This is a genomic window from Flagellimonas sp. (genome assembly GCF_965215805.1).
Taxonomy (GTDB): domain Bacteria; phylum Bacteroidota; class Bacteroidia; order Flavobacteriales; family Flavobacteriaceae; genus Flagellimonas.
On sequence record NZ_OZ244124.1, the window covers coordinates 3,132,529 to 3,151,851 of the forward strand.

General features: G+C 42.9%; 18 protein-coding genes. 4 read left to right on the plus strand and 14 right to left on the minus strand.

What is annotated here, in order from left to right; translation table 11 throughout:
* Position 1: 1 nt before the first annotated feature.
* Positions 2-1,489 (minus strand): S10 family peptidase, encoded by a 1,488-nt coding sequence (locus ACOOE0_RS13795; protein WP_420399485.1) that lies wholly within the window; start codon positions 1,487-1,489, stop codon positions 2-4.
* 138 nt (positions 1,490-1,627) lie between these two features.
* Between ACOOE0_RS13795 and ACOOE0_RS13800 the strand changes: the two genes are divergently transcribed.
* Positions 1,628-2,758 (plus strand): Gfo/Idh/MocA family protein, encoded by a 1,131-nt coding sequence (locus ACOOE0_RS13800; RefSeq protein WP_420399486.1) that lies wholly within the window; start codon positions 1,628-1,630, stop codon positions 2,756-2,758.
* Between the two features lie 13 nt (positions 2,759-2,771).
* Here ACOOE0_RS13800 and mgrA read toward each other — a convergent pair whose 3' ends face one another.
* From mgrA to ACOOE0_RS13815, 3 genes are all read right to left on the minus strand, one after another.
* Complete coding sequence (mgrA, locus tag ACOOE0_RS13805) at positions 2,772-3,791, minus strand: L-glyceraldehyde 3-phosphate reductase (protein WP_420399487.1); 1,020 nt, start codon at positions 3,789-3,791, stop codon at positions 2,772-2,774.
* A gap of 68 nt (positions 3,792-3,859) precedes the next feature.
* Complete coding sequence (locus ACOOE0_RS13810; protein WP_420399488.1) at positions 3,860-4,624, minus strand: TIGR02757 family protein; 765 nt, start codon at positions 4,622-4,624, stop codon at positions 3,860-3,862.
* 1 nt (position 4,625) lies between these two features.
* Entirely contained in the window at positions 4,626-5,291 is a 666-nt protein-coding gene (locus tag ACOOE0_RS13815; protein ID WP_420399489.1) for an ABC transporter ATP-binding protein, read from the minus strand.
* A 157-nt stretch (positions 5,292-5,448) separates the two neighbouring features.
* On the opposite strand from ACOOE0_RS13815, the gene msrA reads away from it, so the two are divergent.
* Genes msrA through ACOOE0_RS13830 form a run of 3 tightly spaced genes read left to right on the plus strand, consistent with a single transcriptional unit; the run spans position 5,449 to position 6,934 of the window.
* Positions 5,449-6,009 (plus strand): peptide-methionine (S)-S-oxide reductase MsrA, encoded by a 561-nt coding sequence (gene msrA / locus ACOOE0_RS13820; protein ID WP_420399490.1) that lies wholly within the window; start codon positions 5,449-5,451, stop codon positions 6,007-6,009.
* Between the two features lie 3 nt (positions 6,010-6,012).
* Positions 6,013-6,612, plus strand: coding sequence for a GTP cyclohydrolase I FolE (folE, locus tag ACOOE0_RS13825; RefSeq protein WP_420399491.1), 600 nt, complete (start codon positions 6,013-6,015; stop codon positions 6,610-6,612).
* 40 nt (positions 6,613-6,652) lie between these two features.
* On the plus strand, positions 6,653-6,934 hold the full coding sequence (locus tag ACOOE0_RS13830; RefSeq protein WP_420399492.1) for a hypothetical protein: 282 nt from the start codon (positions 6,653-6,655) through the stop codon (positions 6,932-6,934).
* Between the two features lie 25 nt (positions 6,935-6,959).
* Here the strand turns inward: ACOOE0_RS13830 and ACOOE0_RS13835 are convergent, their stop codons facing one another.
* From ACOOE0_RS13835 to ACOOE0_RS13880, 10 genes are all read right to left on the minus strand, one after another.
* Entirely contained in the window at positions 6,960-7,835 is an 876-nt protein-coding gene (locus ACOOE0_RS13835; protein WP_420399493.1) for an alpha/beta fold hydrolase, read from the minus strand.
* Positions 7,819-9,045 (minus strand): alanine racemase, encoded by a 1,227-nt coding sequence (gene alr, locus ACOOE0_RS13840; RefSeq protein ID WP_420399494.1) that lies wholly within the window; start codon positions 9,043-9,045, stop codon positions 7,819-7,821. Before alr ends, ACOOE0_RS13835 begins: the two co-directional genes overlap by 17 nt.
* Positions 9,046-9,086: 41 nt before the next feature.
* Positions 9,087-11,303 carry a DUF5916 domain-containing protein gene (locus ACOOE0_RS13845; RefSeq protein ID WP_420399495.1) on the minus strand — a complete coding sequence of 739 codons (2,217 nt, stop codon included), beginning with the start codon at positions 11,301-11,303 and terminating at the stop codon, positions 9,087-9,089.
* A 1-nt stretch (position 11,304) separates the two neighbouring features.
* Positions 11,305-12,732 (minus strand): DUF3526 domain-containing protein, encoded by a 1,428-nt coding sequence (locus ACOOE0_RS13850; protein ID WP_420399496.1) that lies wholly within the window; start codon positions 12,730-12,732, stop codon positions 11,305-11,307.
* A gap of 2 nt (positions 12,733-12,734) precedes the next feature.
* The gene (locus tag ACOOE0_RS13855; protein ID WP_420399497.1) at positions 12,735-14,141 is read right to left on the minus strand and encodes an ABC transporter permease; all 1,407 of its coding nucleotides are present in this window, start codon (positions 14,139-14,141) and stop codon (positions 12,735-12,737) included.
* The gene (locus tag ACOOE0_RS13860; protein WP_420399498.1) at positions 14,138-14,854 is read right to left on the minus strand and encodes an ABC transporter ATP-binding protein; all 717 of its coding nucleotides are present in this window, start codon (positions 14,852-14,854) and stop codon (positions 14,138-14,140) included. Before ACOOE0_RS13860 ends, ACOOE0_RS13855 begins: the two co-directional genes overlap by 4 nt.
* 497 nt (positions 14,855-15,351) lie before the next feature.
* Positions 15,352-15,945: a type 1 periplasmic binding fold superfamily protein gene (locus tag ACOOE0_RS13865; RefSeq protein WP_420399499.1), complete on the minus strand. Its 594-nt coding sequence runs from the start codon at positions 15,943-15,945 to the stop codon at positions 15,352-15,354.
* A 12-nt stretch (positions 15,946-15,957) separates the two neighbouring features.
* Positions 15,958-18,357, minus strand: a complete 2,400-nt coding sequence (locus ACOOE0_RS13870) for a TonB-dependent receptor (RefSeq protein WP_420399500.1) — start codon at positions 18,355-18,357, stop codon at positions 15,958-15,960.
* Positions 18,358-18,426: 69 nt separating this feature from the next.
* The gene (locus ACOOE0_RS13875) at positions 18,427-18,732 is read right to left on the minus strand and encodes a hypothetical protein (RefSeq protein ID WP_420399501.1); all 306 of its coding nucleotides are present in this window, start codon (positions 18,730-18,732) and stop codon (positions 18,427-18,429) included.
* Between the two features lie 55 nt (positions 18,733-18,787).
* Complete coding sequence (locus tag ACOOE0_RS13880) at positions 18,788-19,303, minus strand: DUF6787 family protein (RefSeq protein WP_420399502.1); 516 nt, start codon at positions 19,301-19,303, stop codon at positions 18,788-18,790.
* Positions 19,304-19,323 lie beyond the last annotated feature (20 nt).

Genomic DNA, 19,323 nt, shown 5'->3' on the forward strand with positions numbered 1-19,323 from the left:
TTTAATATTTGGCACTTTTTCCATTGGCCGTTGTTCTTACTATAAAGTTTCTGAGGTCATCATTGGCTTTTTTCAAGTCTTCCCTTCTTAAATACATCATATGCCCTGATCGGTACCCTTTAAATTCAAACCTATCTTTCATCCGCCCACTTGGGTCAACCTGCCACATGGTGTACTTGGCATTGAAATAGGTAGTGGCACCATCATAGTACCCGGATTGAACCAAAACGTTCAAATATGGATTCTGCGCCATGGCCTGTCTCAGATTATCCCGTGTATTGTCATCTTCATTGTTCCAAGGATGTACGGGGCCAAACATATTATACTTGATATCCGTTTTGAATTTAAGTTCTTCCTGAAGATAATAGTTGATTGCCGGGGTAAAGCTATGCAGCCAAGAGGTCAGCTCTGCAGAATAATCAGGTCCTTCTCCGAACAGTTGTCGATCAATTCCTAAATAGCGACTGTCCAACCTTCCAACGTTATAACCACCATCTTCTTTCAGTAGATTTTTCCAAAAGAATTGGGTAGGCACATCCAAATTGTGATCTAGGATATCCTTTTCTTTTAAGCCTGAATAAAAGGCCATTTTTTTGGCAACCGCATTTCGTTCCGAGTCGGAAATAAATCCACCTTTGGCGATGGCTGGGATCAAAGTATTGATCGTGTAGTTTTCTGCCTCGGGCAATACCTCCAGCAAATCTTTACTTTGAAGTTCTGATGGTAACGCCTTATGATGCCAAGCAGCGGCAGTATAATAGGGGAGGTTCAGCGCGCTTGAAACCGGCCCACCAACCCTGATGACTTTATAATCTGCAGGGGAAACCATGATTACCCCGTTGAGATACATCCATTGCTGGTTTTGTAAGGCCAGTGACAATCCCATAACGCGGGTTCCCCCATAACTTTCACCAATGATATATTTAGGGGAACGCCATCTGTTATTTCGGGTTACGAAGGTGTTTAACCATTCGGCCAAATATGTCACATCCGCATTGATGCCAAAAAACTTGTCCCGGTCCACCTTTTCACCTGTTTCTGGAATGGTTCTGGAATATCCGGTATTGGCTGGATTCACATAAACAATATCGGTAACGTCCAAAACCGAAAAGGGATTTTGCTTAACCCCATAGGGCTGTACAGGATATCCCTCATCATCAATCTTAAGTACCCTTGGTCCGGTGTAAGCCAAGTGCATCCAAACAGATCCGGAACCTGGTCCGCCGTTGAAGGAAATCAACAAGGGGCGCTCTGCCCTGTTACGTACATTGTTCCTCGTATAATAGGTATAGTGAAGGGAGGCAATCGGCTCTCCCATATCATCCCATACAGGTTGTGTGCCCGTTGTGGCCGTATAGCTAATATTGGCCCCATTGATAGTAACACTATGTTGCGTGGTGATGGTAGTGTCAATAGGGATTTTCCGACTTTGGGCAAAGGTTAAAACAGTGCACAGAAGGGTGCAAAGAACTAGGAAGTTTTGTTTCATTTTGTGTTAAAATTAGTCTAGTTCTAAAAGTAGGGATTTTGAGTGGATTTGAAAGAAATAAGTTCATATAGATTAACACAAACCAGCTTCTTTTCTTCTTGTTTATTTCTAACTTTAAAGAACTCAAAACTAAGAGGTATGAAAACCATTTCCAGAAGAACATTTAATTCCACTTTGGGCAAAGGTATTGGAGCTACCGCACTACTGGGCTCCTCAGCTTTTATCGCTGCCAACGCCACATCACAAAACAAGAAGAGATTGGGAATTGCACTGGTAGGATTGGGAAGTTACAGCACGTACCAATTGGCCCCTGCATTGCAGGACACAGAGCATTGTTATCTGGCTGGAATTGTCACTGGAACTCCTGAAAAAGAAGAAGTATGGGCATCCAAATATGGCATTCCCAAAGCGAATATATACAATTACCAAAATTTTGACACCATCAAAAACAATTCTGCCATAGATGTAGTATATGTGGTCCTGCCCAATAGCATGCATGCCGACTTTTGTATAAGGGCGGCAAAAGCAGGTAAACATGTAATCTGTGAAAAACCCATGGCAGTATCCGTAGTGGAGTGTGATGCCATAATAAAAGCATGTAAAGATGCTGGGGTTAAACTGGGTATGGGTTATCGGCTTCATTCAGAACCCTATACCCAAGAAATCAAAAAATATGTTCGGGAGAAAACCTTTGGAAATGTTCATTATATAACTGCAGATGCTGGATACCGTTCCAGGTCCAACCCAGGACAGTGGCGATTGAACAAAGCCTTATCTGGCGGAGGGGCATTGATGAACATGGGAGTTTATGCCATTCAAAGTGTGATCTATGGAACCGGAGAGAATCCCGTATCTGTATCCGCCCAGGAATACAGCACCGATCCTGACTATTTCAAGGATACGGATGAAACCATAACCGCTCAATTTGAGTTTGAAAGTGGGGCGGTTGGAAATATCATGACCTCACACAACATCAGGGCCAACCGCTTGTTTGCCTCCTGTGATCAAGGTTGGTATGAATTGGATCCTGCCAGCACTTATATTCCTTTGGCCGGACGTACTTCCCGTGGAGATTTAAACTTTCCACAGGAAAGTCAGCAGAAATTGCAAATGGATGACTTTGCCAAGCATATATTATTTGGCGAACCCAATGTGGCTCCAGGCGAAATGGGACGCCGTGACATGATTATTGTGGAGACCATTTACAAATCCATTGCCCAGGGAGGCCAGAAAATCCAGCTTGATATTCCGAATGGTTACGGTCTCTGACATGAGCCGTGGTTTAGCCTTTTAAAATGGTTTCAATTTGTTGCAATTCATCAGCGCTGAAATCTAAATTCTCCAAAGCTTGGATGTTATCCAGTAGTTGACTTGCCCTGCTAACCCCAACCAGCACGGTTGTAATTTTCTCATCACGTAATACCCAGGCCAAGGCCATTTGGGCCAAACTTTGGTTTCTACCTTCAGCAATGGCATTAAGCTTTGCGACCTTGTCCAAAACCTCTGGTGTAATCTGATCGGACTTCAAATAGCGGGCGTCCTTAACCGCTCTGGAATCCTTAGGAAGTCCTTTGAGGTATTTGTTGGTCAGTATACCCTGTTCCAACGGGGAAAAAGCAATGGAACCGATTCCTTTTTGACCTAAAACGTCCAAAAGCCCATCCTCTATCCAGCGATCAAACATATTGTATCGAGGTTGATGTATAAGTAAGGGAGTTCCAAGTTCTTTAAGAATATCATATGCTCTGGCCGTGTCCTCCGCATGGTATTGGGAAATTCCAACGTAAAGTGCTTTACCTTGCTTGACTATTTGATGCAGGGCGCCCATAGTTTCTTCCAAAGGGGTGTCTGGATCGGGTCTGTGGTGGTAAAATATGTCAACATAATCCAGACCCATACGCTGCAAGCTTTGATCTAAACTTGCAATCAGATATTTTTTGGACCCAAAATTTCCATACGGCCCTGGCCACATATCCCATCCAGCTTTGGAAGATATAATCAACTCATCACGATAGGCTTTGAAATCTTTTTGGAATATACGTCCAAAGTTATCCTCGGCAGCACCATAGGGTGGACCATAGTTATTGGCCAAATCAAAATGGGTGATCCCATGATCAAAGGCTGTTCGCAAAATCTGTCGTGCTTTGTTAAAATCGTCCGTATGCCCAAAGTTGTGCCATAGTCCAAGGGAAATCATGGGCAAAAGGAGTCCACTATTTCCGCATCTGCGGTATTTCATCTTTTCGTACCGATCTTCGGAAGCGACATAGGAGGGTATGCCAAAACTGTCATTTATGCTCATTGGTTGTTTGGATTTTGGTGTTAGACGTTCAACCCAAAAATAACATACAATCACCTAACAAAATAGTGCTAAAATTTTTCAAAAACGCCTAAACCAAAAAGCGCAAAATCGTATTTAACTGGATCTGATGCATCCAACCTTCTTAGATTGTTGTCCAATTCGGCAAGAGCCTTGGCATCATTTTGCTTCCGTTTGAGCAGTTTTAGTTTTCGGGCCACATTTCCCGAATGTACATCCAAAGGGCAGGAAAGTTGTGATGGGTTTAGATTTTTCCAGAGTCCAAAATCCACCCCAGTGTCATTGTCACGAACCATCCAGCGTAAAAACATATTGATCCGTTTGGCAGCAGAACCCTTTGCTGGATCGGAAACATGTTTGGTGGTGCGTTGTTGATGGGGTAATTCAAAAAACACCTTCTTGAATTCGGAAATGGCAGGCTGCAGGGTTTCCTTTTGTTGAAATTTGGTAAACACAGCTTCCAATCCCCCATGTTTGGTGTAGATGTTTTGAAGACTTTTGATAAAATAGGTCAAATCCAGGGCGTTAAAGGTGCGGTGTACAAATGAGCCAAGCTTTTCCAATTCTGCCTCGGAATGGTTGTAAATAAAATCATAGGGAGATTGATTCATCAGCTCCATTAGGGAAGAGGCATTTTTTATGATGCTCTTCCGATTGCCCCAGGCAATGGTAGCTGTTAAAAAGCCGCTGATTTCAATATCTTCTTTCATGGAGAAACGATGGGGAATCTGAAGGGGGTCATCCTCCAAAAAACTGGGATGATTGTACTGCTCCACTTTGGCATCCAAGAATTCCTTAAGCTCGCCCTTTGTCATGCTATCTTGAGACAATCACACCATCCACCATGGTTAGTTTTCTATCGGCCATATTGGCCAATTCCGTGTTATGGGTTACCAAAACGAAAGTCTGACCAAATTCATCACGTAGTTTAAAAAACAATTGATGGAGGTTGTCCGCACTTTCAGAATCCAGGTTTCCGCTAGGTTCATCGGCAAGGATTACAGATGGATTATTGATAAGTGAACGGGCTACGGCAACCCTTTGCTGTTCGCCCCCCGAAAGCGCATTGGGCTTATGGTCATAACGGTCAGAAAGCCCTAGAAAGTCCAACAACTCCTTGGCCCTCTTTTCTGCCTCGACCCTGGGTGTTTTTTTAATAAAAGCAGGTATGCATACATTTTCCAATGCCGTAAACTCGGGCAAAAGTTGATGAAATTGAAATATGAACCCGATATGCTCATTCCGAAACCGAGCCAATCCTTTATCGTTCAATTGATTCACTGGGGTGTCATTGATCAGCAAAGTACTATCGGTTTTGTTTGAAGGCTCATCCAAGGTCCCCAATATTTGCAAAAGGGTAGTTTTGCCAGCCCCGGAAGCGCCCACAATCGAAACAACTTCACCCTTGTTGATGGTCAGGTCAACACCTTTTAAAACCTCCAGGTGCCCAAAAGATTTTTTAATGTTTGTGGCTATGATCATAAAATCCTTGCTTCGGGGAGTGAAAGTAACAATTACTGTTGAGCGAACAAAAATTGAGTTTTAAATAAAGTTTTTCTTAAGAATTACGACAATAAAATGCAGATCCATTTGGGGATGAATGCTGGAATGGATAAGTTTATTTTAAGGTTTGACAAATATGGACATACAAGGGAACAAAAATTTGGAATTGGCAATTTTTGCCGGAGGTTGTTTTTGGTGCACGGAAGCGGTTTTTCAAAGATTGAATGGAGTAATTGAGGTAATCTCGGGCTACACGGGTGGAGCTATCAAGAATCCAGCCTATCGGGAAATTTGTACGGGTAGAACAGGGCATGCAGAGGCCATTCAAATCAAGTATGACTCAACCAAAGTCTCCTTTGTTGAGCTATTGGAAGTGTTCTTTGCCACCCATGACCCCACAACATTAAATAGGCAGGGGAATGATGTGGGCAGCCAATACCGGAGTGAAATCTTTTATACTTCCCCGAATCAAAAGAAGGAGGCCGAGGAGTTTATTGCGCTGTTGGAAAGGGAAAAAGTGTTCACAAATCCCATTGTAACGGCCGTTTCAGAAGCAAAACCTTTTTATATTGCGGAACAGGAGCATCAGAATTATTACAATGATCACTCCAATCAACCGTATTGTCAGTTTATCATTGATCCAAAAATCAAGAAATTGAACAAGCATTTTTCTAACAAGCTAAATACCGCAACATAGCCCATGGCGCCCTATCAGAATCTGGAAGAATACAATATCGAAATTACCAACGAGGTCAAGGATCGTTTTGCCAAAATCATTGACGAGATTGGGGAGGATGTACAACGGGACGGCCTCCAAAAAACGCCTGAACGAGCGGCCAAGGCCATGCTGTTTTTAACCCAAGGATATGGCCAGGATGCAGCTGAAATATTGCGTAGCGCCATGTTTGAGGAGGATTATGACGACATGGTGATCATCAAGGATATTGAAGTGTATTCCCTTTGTGAGCATCACATGCTTCCTTTCTTTGGAAAAGCCCATGTGGCCTACATTCCAAACGGGCATATAGTGGGATTGAGCAAAATACCAAGGGTTGTGGATGTCTTTGCCCGAAGACTACAAGTACAGGAGCGCTTGACCCATGATATATTGGAGTGCCTAAACAACACCTTAAAGCCAAAAGGTGTTGCTGTGGTCATAGAAGCAGCGCATATGTGCATGATGATGCGAGGGGTTCAAAAACAGAATTCGGTGACCACAACTTCAGGGTTCCGGGGACAATTTGAAAAGATTGAGACCCGCAATGAGTTCTTGAAACTCATCAGCTCGGATTTGTCCTAGGGGATTTCCCCATTTCATTTGGAATTGCTATTTTTCCGCAATGGCAAAGGTGGAAGACCAAAAATATCAGCATTTACTTTTGGGATTATTGTTTGACGGTATTGGAATGCTGTCCTTCGCCATTCCGGGCATCGGGGAATTTTCAGATGTCATATGGGCTCCCGTGGCAGGTTGGCTTATGACTCGCATGTACAAAGGAAAAATTGGTCAGGTGGCAGGTGTCGTAACATTTGTCGAAGAACTTATACCAGGCTTGGATATTGTCCCTTCCTTTACCTTGATGTGGCTTTACACCTATGTTTTTGCCAGGCTAAAAAAGTAACCACAGATTAATCTGGGATTCAGCATCATTTGGTGGTATTGGAGTTCAAAAACCCGTCCAATAATCCATTGAATTCCTCTGGGCTTTCCCAAAACATGGCATGACTGGTAATGGGAACACATTTAGCTTTCGGGGCTTGATTTTGTAACCAATGGGAAGCTTCGTTGTACCAACCATTCCTTACCATGTAGAGGGCTGGGATTTTACCATTAATGTTTTTAACGATTTCATTATAATCACTTACAAGTCCGTCAATGTACAGACTCAATGCCGCATATTTGGGAGTTTGAAGGGTTTCGGCGATCATCCAGTCTTCTTCGGTTTGGGAAATTTCAGTTTCCAGCATCCAATCCACAACAGCTTTGGCATAGCCTTCGGGATCACTCAATAGATTTTTTAGACTCCCCCTGTAACCATCAAAAGTTCCATAGACCCATTCTGATTCTGAATCACCAATCCACTTGGGTGGCTCGTCAATCAAAACCAGTCGATCAAGATTCTTCGTTCCATATTGCTGAACATACTCAAAAACAGTTGCGCACCCACTAGACCAGCCAACTAATATGGCATTTTCAAGTTTCAGTTCAGTAATCAAATGATGTAGATCCTGGGCATGGATTTCATACGTATTCCCATTTTCAGTTTTAGTGGACTTGCCCTGACTCCTGGGATCATAGGAAACATATCGGTAGTCTTTAGCATAATGGTCCTTCTGGTGCTTAAAAAATTCTGTGGTCATGGTCCAACCAGGAATAAAAATGATGGGCTGACCATTTCCAACGTCTTCCACGAATAAATTCAAATCCTCCGCTGGTAGCTTAATGAAACTTTCTTGTGCAAAAAGCCAAGAAGAAACCAAGCTAAAGAGGACAATAACCAGGTGTTTATAGGAATTCATCATGAACGAATTTAGGAATGGATTCTTTATACTGAATTTGAAGATAGTTGTGCCCACCTGCTAATTTACCAAATCCCTCTGGTGTTATTTCAGGTCGGTCAGGCCCAATTAGCGTTGCTGTGTCTCCCACAACAACAGATTTTTCTGGGCCTATTGATAGATTGCAATGGCTGGCATTCACGTTGACCACCTTGTAAAGTGTATCGTTGATCAGTACTTTGGCTCCGTTTTCGGCTCCGCTGTAATATCCATCGGCCCATCCAATGGGCAAGGTAGCAATCCACTCATCAGCCTCTACTTTATAAAATCTCGAAAAACCAATGGTATCTCCTTTGCGTAGTTTTTCCATTCGAATTACGGTTGCTTTCAACCGATAGGTAGGTTGCAACGGCACATTTTTGGCTTGATCCATTTTGGAAAGGGGATAGGTGCCGTGTAACAAAATGCCGGGTCTTACCGTATTAAAATGGGATTCCGGTAGATCAAGTAGTGATAGGGAAGGTGCCATATGCAATCTTGATGGTAAGATTCCATTGTCCTTTAATTGACCAATAATGTTGGAGAAGCGTTGAATTTGCGTCCGGGCAAAGTCCTCTGGCGTTGTTAATGTACTAAATAGGCCCGTAATTTTAACATTGGGTGTAGCGACCAATTCCTTGATCCAACCTATACCCTTGGAATAGGGCATTCCCATTCTACCCAAGCCTGTATCAACATATAGTTCTACAAGAACCTCTTTATTACTTTCGGATGCCAGCTTTTTTATTTTGTTGCTGGATTCTAGGGAAAATGCACTTAAGGCAATAGCATTATTGACCAAATCCATTCCCAAGTCCTCATTAAAATCCCCCATTAACAATATAGGTTTGCTAACCCCATTTCCGCGCAGCGCAAGACAGCGTTCATCCTTTACCAGTGCAAAACCTGCAATGTGCGCACTTTGATCTAAAATTTGAGCCACTTGTACATCACCCAAGCCGTAGGCATTGTTTTTCAAAACAGCCATAATGGGCTTGTTTTGTGCCATTTTGGAAATCAATTGAACATTTTTCAAATAAGCATTCGCAGAAAGCTCGATCCAAGGATTGGCGGTTTGGCTTACCAAATTAGTCCCGCTAGGATTGAAGGTTTGCGCAAGTGAAAGATGATGCGAAAGACCAATACCTAAAGTAGCGAAGGCAGTATCTTTTAAAAATTTCCTTCGGGTATTCATGCTATTGATTTTATTGAAGGCATTAGTACCCTCCCAGCCGCTTAAAATTGCTTTAGGAGGGTGATCTTGCCTATAAATTGTCTGGTACTTTGCATCGGATCAAAAATGTCCGTTTGAGTGTCGTTGAATACGAGATACACAAAAGAAAGCGGCATATATTCCCAGCTCAAACGCGCATTCCACCTTCCCTGTTCGTTAAAACTATTATACTGGTAAAAAGTGGAGAGTTGTACCCTGGGATTTAACGCCAACCGTAAATTAGCGGAATACAGATTCGTGGTTAAATTGGAGTCACCAATCCCCACATCTTTGATGGTATTATGCTCGTATTCCAATGCCAGTGCGGCATGGGGAATGGGAGCAAAGCGGGCTGCAGCATTGATGGTATTCCGGGTTCCATTGTAAAAACTTCCAAAATTATAACCTAGGTCACCTGACCATTTTTTGGATTGGTCGGTATTATATTGAACCAAATAACGTGTGTAATAATAGTTGTCCTGTGCAATCTGGAGACCCAATGGAGCAAAATCAAAGTTGATGTTTTGCCAAGTTGGTGTCGCCGAAACCTCAAAAAAACTATTGTCCTTGAACCAAGTAAAAATTGGGAAGATGTACAAACTAGCCTGTTGGAACTGCGTAGGGTCTGAGGCATCATGCAAATAATTGACAAACATTCCGGGATCCCACCGCCTGATCCAGTCCATTTTTTTAGGTCTGACCACTAAATACCCACCTGGATTATGTCTGATCACATTGGTTTGACGAACAAAACCCATTCTTGGATTGTAATTGGCATCCGTATATTCTGTTACCCATCCATAATAGAATTTATTGGAGTCATTGCCTGCAAAAAAACGCCCAGCAAAGCCAGTTTCCCCAGTTTCCTCATCTATGGAAGTGGATAGGATATACTGAATATCCCATTGACTTGTGGGGCGTATTTGCCCGTCTATAGTAATGGTAGTGTTATTGTTGCTATCCAAATTCAGGTCATCATGCTCGTTATCCAAGCGATGCGTGACCATAACCCCAACATTGTTTTCCCTACCGTAATTCCTGAGATAACGGAATACTCCAAAATTTGCTCCTGCAGAACCATCCGTTTCTCTTTGACGTACGAACAATCCGGCCAAAGCATTTTTTTCGGTACGTTGGGTAAAACGTGCACCAACATCAATTGGTGCCGGGATGGCATTAAAGTTCCCCTGAAGTCCAATACGTCTGCTAAAAAAAGGCCTAATGGATTGTTGCAATCCACCCGCCCAGATTCCAGAATTTTCCAAAAAGAACTGTCGTCGTTCTGGAAAAAAGATATTGAAACGTTCCAAGTTGTTTACGGCTCGATCCACATCGGCTTGGGCAAAATCGGTATTTACCGTTAAATCCAATACCGTTTTGGGATTCATGGCCCATTTGACATCAAAACCCAACTTGGGATCACTGGCTTTTGAAGTTAGAATATCTCCTTCTTTATTCTCATCATACTGGTACAAGGTATAGGGCTCCACCCTAATATTGGCGGAGGGAGGTGGCACTTCAATATCCGTCAATTTAGCGGCATAGGTCATTCTATAGGGCGTGAATGACTGTGGGATAGCCGGAAAAGTGGATACTTCCACTTCTCTACGGGCATAGCGAACCATGGTCATTCCCAACTCGATGGTATTCCCATTTTCGGGAAGGTTGTATCGAAGGGATTTAAACGGAATGGCCATTTCCACTGTAAATCCTTGGTCAGATCGCTGGGTGCGAACCCTCCAAAGGGTATTCCAGCCTGTATCAAAATTGTTCCCATTGAAATTCTGGAAGTCCCTTTGGTTCCCATAAGGTGTGGTCTGAAACCCTTGGGCATATTGTTTCAGGTTTTGGGGATCTAGGGCAACTCCAAAGATATCGTTCTCACCCCAGCTAAAATCCCGACGCAAATCCTGAATCCGAATTCCTGGAATTCCCAAGGAATCCTTACAAAATGCTGATATGTAAAGATTTTTGTCATCGTAAAGGAATTTCACCAAGGTTTTGTAGGTGATCTTGCCTCCCTGTCTGGGTTCCCTGCGGAAAAAATCATCAACCAGTTCAGCCTTATCCCATGAGGGTTCATCCAAACGACCATCAACCTGGATAGGGGACGCAGCCCTTGAAACCGAAATTTCCAAGGGCACCTCCAGTGGAGGAAAATTCTCTGCATTCTCTTCCTGGGCTTGGATACCATGTACACATAGGAGCCAAGAAAAAATCAAAATTAGATGCGCTCTCATGCTATGGGGTAATTATGTTTTTACTGGACTGATACCCCATTCCTTTTGCAAACCCCAGCGTTACCAATCCCAAGGCAATCACAACAAGGACGAATATGCTTTTTGTGGTGCTATTGGATTCCAATGATACATACTCAAATACAGGTAGATTTTTGTAATCCTCACTGGAAAAGACTTGATTGTTATAGAGGAAAGGCAATAAATGCTGACGCCAAGTTTCTGCAAAGGCCGTTACTTGTTTTCTATAATTTTCATAGTCCCTAGTGGAAGTTCCTGCCAAAGTGTTGAGTTCCTGCTGAACAATAATGGCAGGGGACACCCATTTGAGTTGGGAAATCCATTGCTGCTGATTCTGTAATTGCCCTTCAAACTTTTGAATAACGGGTTGTAGCTCTTCCCGAACCAATTGTTGGGATGCCATATACCGATGATAGAAACTTCGTCCCTGATTGGGATCGTTGATGGCATATTCGGGATGATCCCTTAAAAAGTTATCCAGGATTTCATCTTGTTTCTTGGTGGCTTCCGCCTTGGCATTTCTTAACTGATTGATCATCAGCGTTCGGGAGGGCATAGGATATAGTGTGCTGCCCATCTGATTCAGTGTGGATGGGATCAGCAGAACAAATAGCAGCCATAAGCCTATAAGAGCTATGGCGTTTTTCGCTGAACTTCCTACCCAAAGGTTGACTACGAATGCCAGAGCAAACCAAAACAGAACGTATCCCACGGTCACACCAAATACGGGTAAAAGATTAGTTAAGCTGCTATCATTGCCATTGATATAGAATACAATTGTGAGTATAACACCAATCATTACAATGATCCAAAACAGACGTATGACCATTTTTTGCAGTACCCATGACGCCAACGAAATGGGCTGGGAAGCCAAAAGCCTCAATGTACCGCTTTCCCGTTCAGACGAAAGGACATTATAAGTAAATGCAATGATGATCAAGGGCAACAAGAAAATAATGACAAATGCTGGATCAAAACTGCCAAACAATTGCTGAACAGGATTAGTGATTTCTGTAAAATTAAGGGCTAGATCATCACCAGAGGTTTTTGGTTTTACATAGTGCGTAAATAAATCACTTTGCCCTGTGGAGATATAAGCTAAATTGGAAGGGTCCATAGCAGCTACACGTGGATGATAGTTACCTACCGCCATCGGTTTGGATGGTATGGTCCAAGGCGAAGCAGAGACCTCCATACCACGTTCTATGGAGTCCAATAATATTAGCATTACCTGATCGGATTCCTGTACCTCCTGATGGGCCGCCTGAATATCCGATTTTCTCTTGTCCACTTTTTCATGACCGTTGTAAAAGGCAAAAAAGAAGAGTGCAAAAAGGAGGAGGCTCAACAATTGGATCCAACCATTTCTAAGAAGTCCTTTTAGCTCGTATATAAAGTTAAACTTGTACATCGCTATAATTTTTTAGTGGTGAGAAATAGAAGGGAAAATGAACCCAATATCCAAGCGGATAAAATGGCCGAGTTGGAAGAGTTCCTTGAAAGGGTTTCGGAAAGTTCAGGCGGGTCATAGTCAAATGCAGGCATTTCTTTCCAGGTGGATTCATCTGCCCTATAGCTCCAGTCCCCATATGAAGAATTTACGGCAAAATTGCCATTGAGGAAGGCCTGTAGGTCTACTCTATATGTTTCTGCCGCATCGGCGAAGTCCCAGTGGGTGGCATAGTCTGTATTGGCCACGGCCATGCTCATAAACCGTGCTGGTAAAAAAGGTGATAACACGGCGAGGTTGCGGTACAATTTGGACTGCTGTTCAAATTGCGTTTTTAGATGTTTGTAATGCTTAAAGTAGATTTCAGCGGTGTGTTCCTCTCCTTTCTGCATCCGATAGGCATCAAAATTGAATGGAAGTTGCTCCAAACTATCCACATTATGCTGCTTTAGCACTTCATCTTCCAGCATTTTAGCTTGTTTGTTCCAAGGGTCATGACCATCAATCCCATTTTTTTTATCCTCGGTAATATTAGCCGCAAATTCTTGTCGGGTAGGGTACGGGTATTGGGACTCTGCCACATTACTAGCAGCTTTTGGAACTGCCAAACAGGCTAAAATCCAAGCTCCCAAGGATAATACTAGAGAGATTCCCGATTTCTTCACTTTAGAGGAAATAAACAGGACCAAATTGATGAAAATCACATAATAGGCCATATAAACAAGGAACATAACCCCCAAAGATTCCCAACTGAAGACACCAAAATCCTTAAGATTGGACAGGACGATTCCAGCTACCACAAAAAGTACTGCTACAGCGATGAAAATAGGGGCAAAAATGGCCAACCACTTGCCAAAAATCAGTTTCCAGACAGGAGTTCCCTGGCTTTTCAAAAGGACCAAGGTCCCCATTTCCTTTTCTTTGGTAAATGCGTTGTATCCAAGAAATACAATCAGCAAAGGCAGAATAAACAAGAGTACAAAATCGGGCGTCAAGTCGCCAAATCGGGCCAAACCAGTTTGATCGGCGGCTTTGCTAAATTGGGCTTCGTTACGTTTATGGGCCTCCAAGAAAATGGAGGTTCCAGTAAATTTATCAACCCCATGATCCACAAGGGAAAGCGGATACTTGGGCTTAAAGGCATAGGTGCCATAGTGGGCCGCGGAATGTGGGTTTTTTTCTCCCTGCGCTTCCCAAATGTGGCGCTCAGCGGTTTCCGCTTCCTGATATTGTTCGTTGATGGTTGTGTATTGACTTTTACTGATCCAAGTGGCTGCTGCCATCAATAGGACTACGATCAGAAAACTAATTCTGACCCTTCCGTCCCGGGACAGCTCTTTAAGTTCTTTTAGAAATGTACTGCGTATCATAGCACCGCCTCTTTATAATCCATAGTTTCCAAGTACGCATGTTCCAAATCACTTAGGGAAATCTCATCGGCAACAAATTCCTGCTTCAATTGGCCGTTTTTCATAATACCTATATGAGTGGCAATTTCCTTTGCCCTAAAAAGGTCATGGGTGGCCATAAGAATGGCGACTCCTTTGCTTCGTAACTTTTGGAGCAACAAACCGAATTCGTTGCTGGCTTTTGGGTCCAAGCCCGAGGTGGGCTCGTCGAGCAACAACACGCTGGCGTTTTTGGCCAGAGCCAGGGCTATTCCCACTTTTTGTCGCATTCCTTTGGAAAAGGTTGAAATTCGTTGGTGGAATGCACTGCTTTGAAGTCCGGCCTCTTCCAAAAATGCCTCCAATTGGGCTTTATTTAGCTGATTTCCCCCAATCCCGGTGAAGTAATCCAGGTTCTCAACTGCGGATAAGTTGGGGTACAGCATAAGATTTTCAGGTATGTAAGCAAGGTGTTTTTTAGTCTCCTTTGAGTCTTCAGATACAGCAAGACCATTAATAAAAGCACTGCCTGTAGTGGGTTCGATAAAACCCAGTAGCAGGTTGATTGTGGTGGTTTTGCCCGCGCCATTGGCTCCTAGCAAACAGTATAGATCACCCGCTTTGATATTTAGGTTGAGATTATCCAGTACAGTAGCATCACCATAAACCTTGGAGAGATTGTTGGTCGTAATCATTTTGAGTTGTTTTTTGATTTGAAGTGTATATGCAGTCGCACCCTCAAAATCGTTTTTGACTTCGAAGTGTAAGGAACCAGGGCCAAATCCCTGATGACGGAAAGGCCTATTTAAATAAGGGAGATAAGCAGAGAGGGAGGACCTCGTCTATACTGTGTATATTGCCCAGCAATTGAAGTGAGTTGGCTTTTAGATTCTGGAACCCAAAAGCATAGGGAACCTTGGGCTAGGGAATAAGTTTCTGCGGTGTAAACCACCAGTGTGGGGTTCAATTTTGCGCAGAGGTCACATGAATCTTCGCTGCTGCTTACCAATTCATGACCATGGGTTAGGTCCTGTTCAAAATCATTTGCATGAAAAATAAACATATGGTAAGCACCAAACAGCTGCTGTATGGCTAATACAGCAACCATTAAAGTGCTTATGACCGTATGTCTAAATTCTTTATTCATGAAATAATTATACTATTTACAGCACCTTGATTTTGGAATCAGGTGTTACTCTATAGTTAGGTTAAAGGTTTGTGTTATATCGGTTTCACCGCCAGCATCAGCCAAAGTCCCATCATTGGGTTTTTTAGGCTCATGTCGCAAGGTTACCGTTAGTGTTCCTGAACTTGCGTCTGTTGTGGTAAGCGTAAAAGTTATACCCACTGGATTATTGGTTGTGAAATTGGTGCCTGTCTCGTCAGAAACATAGTCAGATTCTTCATCAGTATATTCGGTTGTGGCATTTAACCCTCCATCAACAACATAGAAGAACTGATGCTCGGCTGCTTCACCTTCAATTTCCTCATTGACTTCTTCTGCGGGAGTTTCAGTTTCATTGAGGAGCACAACAGATCCGTTATAGGTTGTGTTTTCCGCCAAATTTCCTGAAACGGTGATTTCAGGCGCATTTGGACCGTCGCCATCCAAATCCCTGGATTGGAGCTCGATGGCAGTTCCACCACCATCTGGGGTAAGGGTAACCGTCATGGTAGTGATGGTTTCCTCTTCATTGATTTCCTCTGGGGAGTTATCATCATTGGAGCAAGATACCAAGATACTTCCCGCTAGGATTGCCATTGATAAAAATTTGATTGTTTTCATGTAATAAAGGATTTAATAATTAAGTTTTAATTGAATCAAAATGTTTCTCCCTAAATCATCTGCAAAAAACCTTTGGCGATTTAGATAGTCTCTATAATTGGTGTTCAATAGGTTGTTGACCACCAATGAGGTTGTTATTTTTTTATTGCCTCCCCATGGAAATTCCATTTGAGAACGTAAGCCCAACAGGTGATAGGCATCTGGCGCTGTATTTATTTGGAGCAGAACTTCCTGTTGCTGCTCAGGAGAAAATACCATGATGTTGTCCGGTGTCTCATTTTGTCTAAACACATATTGACTTTCCAGGGAAACACTGAAATTTTTCCATTGGGGAATGCTGTACGTGATTTGATTGCGCAAATTAGCTGCTGGAATATTGATTAAAGCCATGTTGTTGTCCATTTCTTGCCCTTTAACCAATGAAAAGCGATGGTCCGTTTTCCATGAGTTCGTCCAATTGGCATAAGCCGAGAAATCCAGTCCAAGGAGCCTGGCATCGGTCTGACGGTATTCCCAAACGGGAAAAGCACCTCTAATGGTGAACTCCACACCTGAGGGCTCAAGAAGTAAAAAGTTTTGCACCCAGTTGGCAAAGGGTTCCATGGAATATCCCCAATGATCGAAATCCTGTTCAAAGGAAGCTGTGAACTTGTGCGAGGTCTCGCTATCCACCCTTAAATCCCCTAGTTCAATTCGGGCAGCGGAATGATGCAAGCCGTCGCTAAACAATTCGGAGGGGTTTGGCGCTCTCTGGGCCAATGCGTAGTTAAATTTTAAGGTCTCTCCCGTATCCCATTGATATTTTGCACCTATCGTGGTCGAAATGTTATGATAGTCAAATACTGGATTAACCAATAAAGAGGTTCCCAAATCCTCTAAAATCAGATCTTGGAATTCACTGCCATATCCGCGTTCGTTCCATCTGGAAGTTTGATAAAATTTTTGCGCATCTATTCTAGTGAAATCGTAGCGAACTCCACCTTCCAGCAAGAATTGATCCGTGATTTGGATTTCACCCAATGCAAAAGCTCCCAGGTCAAACTTCTCATAATCAGGGATCAACCTACGAACTCCAGTTGCAGGATTGGGGAAATTTTCCTGATAGCGACCCAAAAGTCCCACATGTATTTGATAATCTTCCTTGGCATCCCATTTAAAATCAGTGGATAGGGTATGGGTGGTCAATTCCAAATCTATGGAAGCACGGCCATCCAGTTCTCCTCGTCGAACATCAAATTCGAATCTTCGATTGCTTTGAAAATCATATTGGAAATTCCATTTACCAAGTCCTTCAAATCGTTTATAAAAATGGAGCTTGGCCAAATGATGTTTTACTTCTTGTTTCGGGTTTTGCAGATCATAGGTGAAATCACGGATAACCTCCGGTTGTCCGTTGTTAATGCTTCGGATCAGGTCGTCCACATTACCTATATGGGAAGCCCGCAAAACTGCAATTTCAGAAGAAAAATAGGCATACCGAATGTCCCAACCCCAAGTGAACAAACGCTTCCCGAACCTTAGAGAGGTACCAAATTCCTGTATTCCAGTATTGGAAAGAACATAATCTGGAGCCTCCAAATCCCCAAGTCGTTTGTAAGAGCCCTGAACCTTGGCAAACCAACCAGAGCCGAAAGCTTTTGTCAATTCGGAGGTTATTGCGCCTCCTCTACCATTGGTATTGCCGCTGATCAGTGTTTTGCCAAAAATGGTATCCTTAACAGGAATTTTGGTCTGTTCAAGAACAATGGTCCCCCCAATGGCATCACCGCCATACTGTAGCGCGGAAGCACCCTTTATTACAGAAACAGCTCCTGCCGTGTTTATATCGATATTGGGTGCGTGCTCATCTCCCCATTCCATATCTTGCATGCGCACGCCATCGTTTAAAATCAAAACTCGACTACCATTTAAACCATGAATAGTTGGTTTTACTATGTTGGCACCCGTATTCAAGGAAGAAACGCCTCCCAATTCCCGCAAGGCATCACCTAAAGTTCCTGAACTATAGAGTTCCAAGGTCGGAAGCTTCAATTTTTCCTCGGATGCCGTGTTGGTCTTGTCGTTAATGGCTTCCCCAACCACATCCACTTCATCCAATTCCTCCAAATGATGTTCCAACCTGATATCAATTTTAGTATCTTCTTGGACTGCCACATTCATTAAAATGGTATTGCATTCGGGATGCGACACCTCCAATTCATAGTTCCCAGCGCAAACTGAGGACATTAGAAAATTTCCATCGGCATCGGTTTCTGCCGAATGAGCAGTTCCTATGATCAAGAGGGTTGCATTTTCCAAGGGTAATTTGCTATGGTAATCTGTTACTTTACCAGTAATGGTATGGGTACAATTCTGCGATAGGCCCCAAAAAGGGATTGCTATCACCATTGTGATGAAAAGCAATGCTTTCATACTTAAATCAATAAAATATTAGTGTACATTTAGGACTCATATACAAGTCCAGTTGAGGGATTCAAGCCATTAGGCCTGAACAGCAGAGGGTGGAGGCCTCGAAAAGAAGAAATGGGAGCAGGGAATTGGAACATTTATCTGATACTGGAATTCCACCTCTTCGGTAATGAAGAAAGTGTTGACTTCCGGTATCGTGACATTTCCAGTAATTTCAAAATTGGATTGCTGTGATTCCAGTGCAATTTCGCAGATATCGCAGTTTTCCATGTCATGTGCTTCCCCATCCTGATGGGAGTAAACATGTAAAGCAGAAACCTTCACCAACATGAGGGTGATGAATAAAAGAAATACGGAAATCTTCTTTAAATCCTGCATTAGATGGCAAATCTAACCAAATTAATGGTAGGAATTATGTTAACAAAACCTTAAACTAGGGGATAAGGAATCCCAGTCCCATGCGCTTGAGCATCTTCTTTTCAAAGTTCCAAAAGAACTTAAACTGCCCAAAAAGCCATCCGAAGCAAACCAATAACACTTGATAAATGGGAAAGATAAGTAGGATTCTGGCCGTCCAATGCAACCACCCGCTTACCAGTTCTTTCTTTAACCCAACAAGTTCAGTCAAGGGTCCTGCCAATTTACCGGAGAGACTGCCTGTAACGGCAAAAACAATAAATATGGCAATCATCTCCCACCGCTGTTCCACAATCCATTTATTGGATAATTTCTTGAAGCACCATAAAAAAAAGCGCAGCATTACATAATACAAAAGGACTAATAGCCCAAGTGTGAATGGCCATTCCCAAATGCTGTTATTCAATTCAAAAAGGTGCAAAAACCTTCTTGCAATCATGTAGGCGGTAAGCAATAGCAAGGCTACACCAAGAAAAGGAAAAAGGTACTGCCAGTTCTGGGTAATATCCCAGCGCTCTTGAATTTTTTTCATCGAATAATTATCGATGGCAA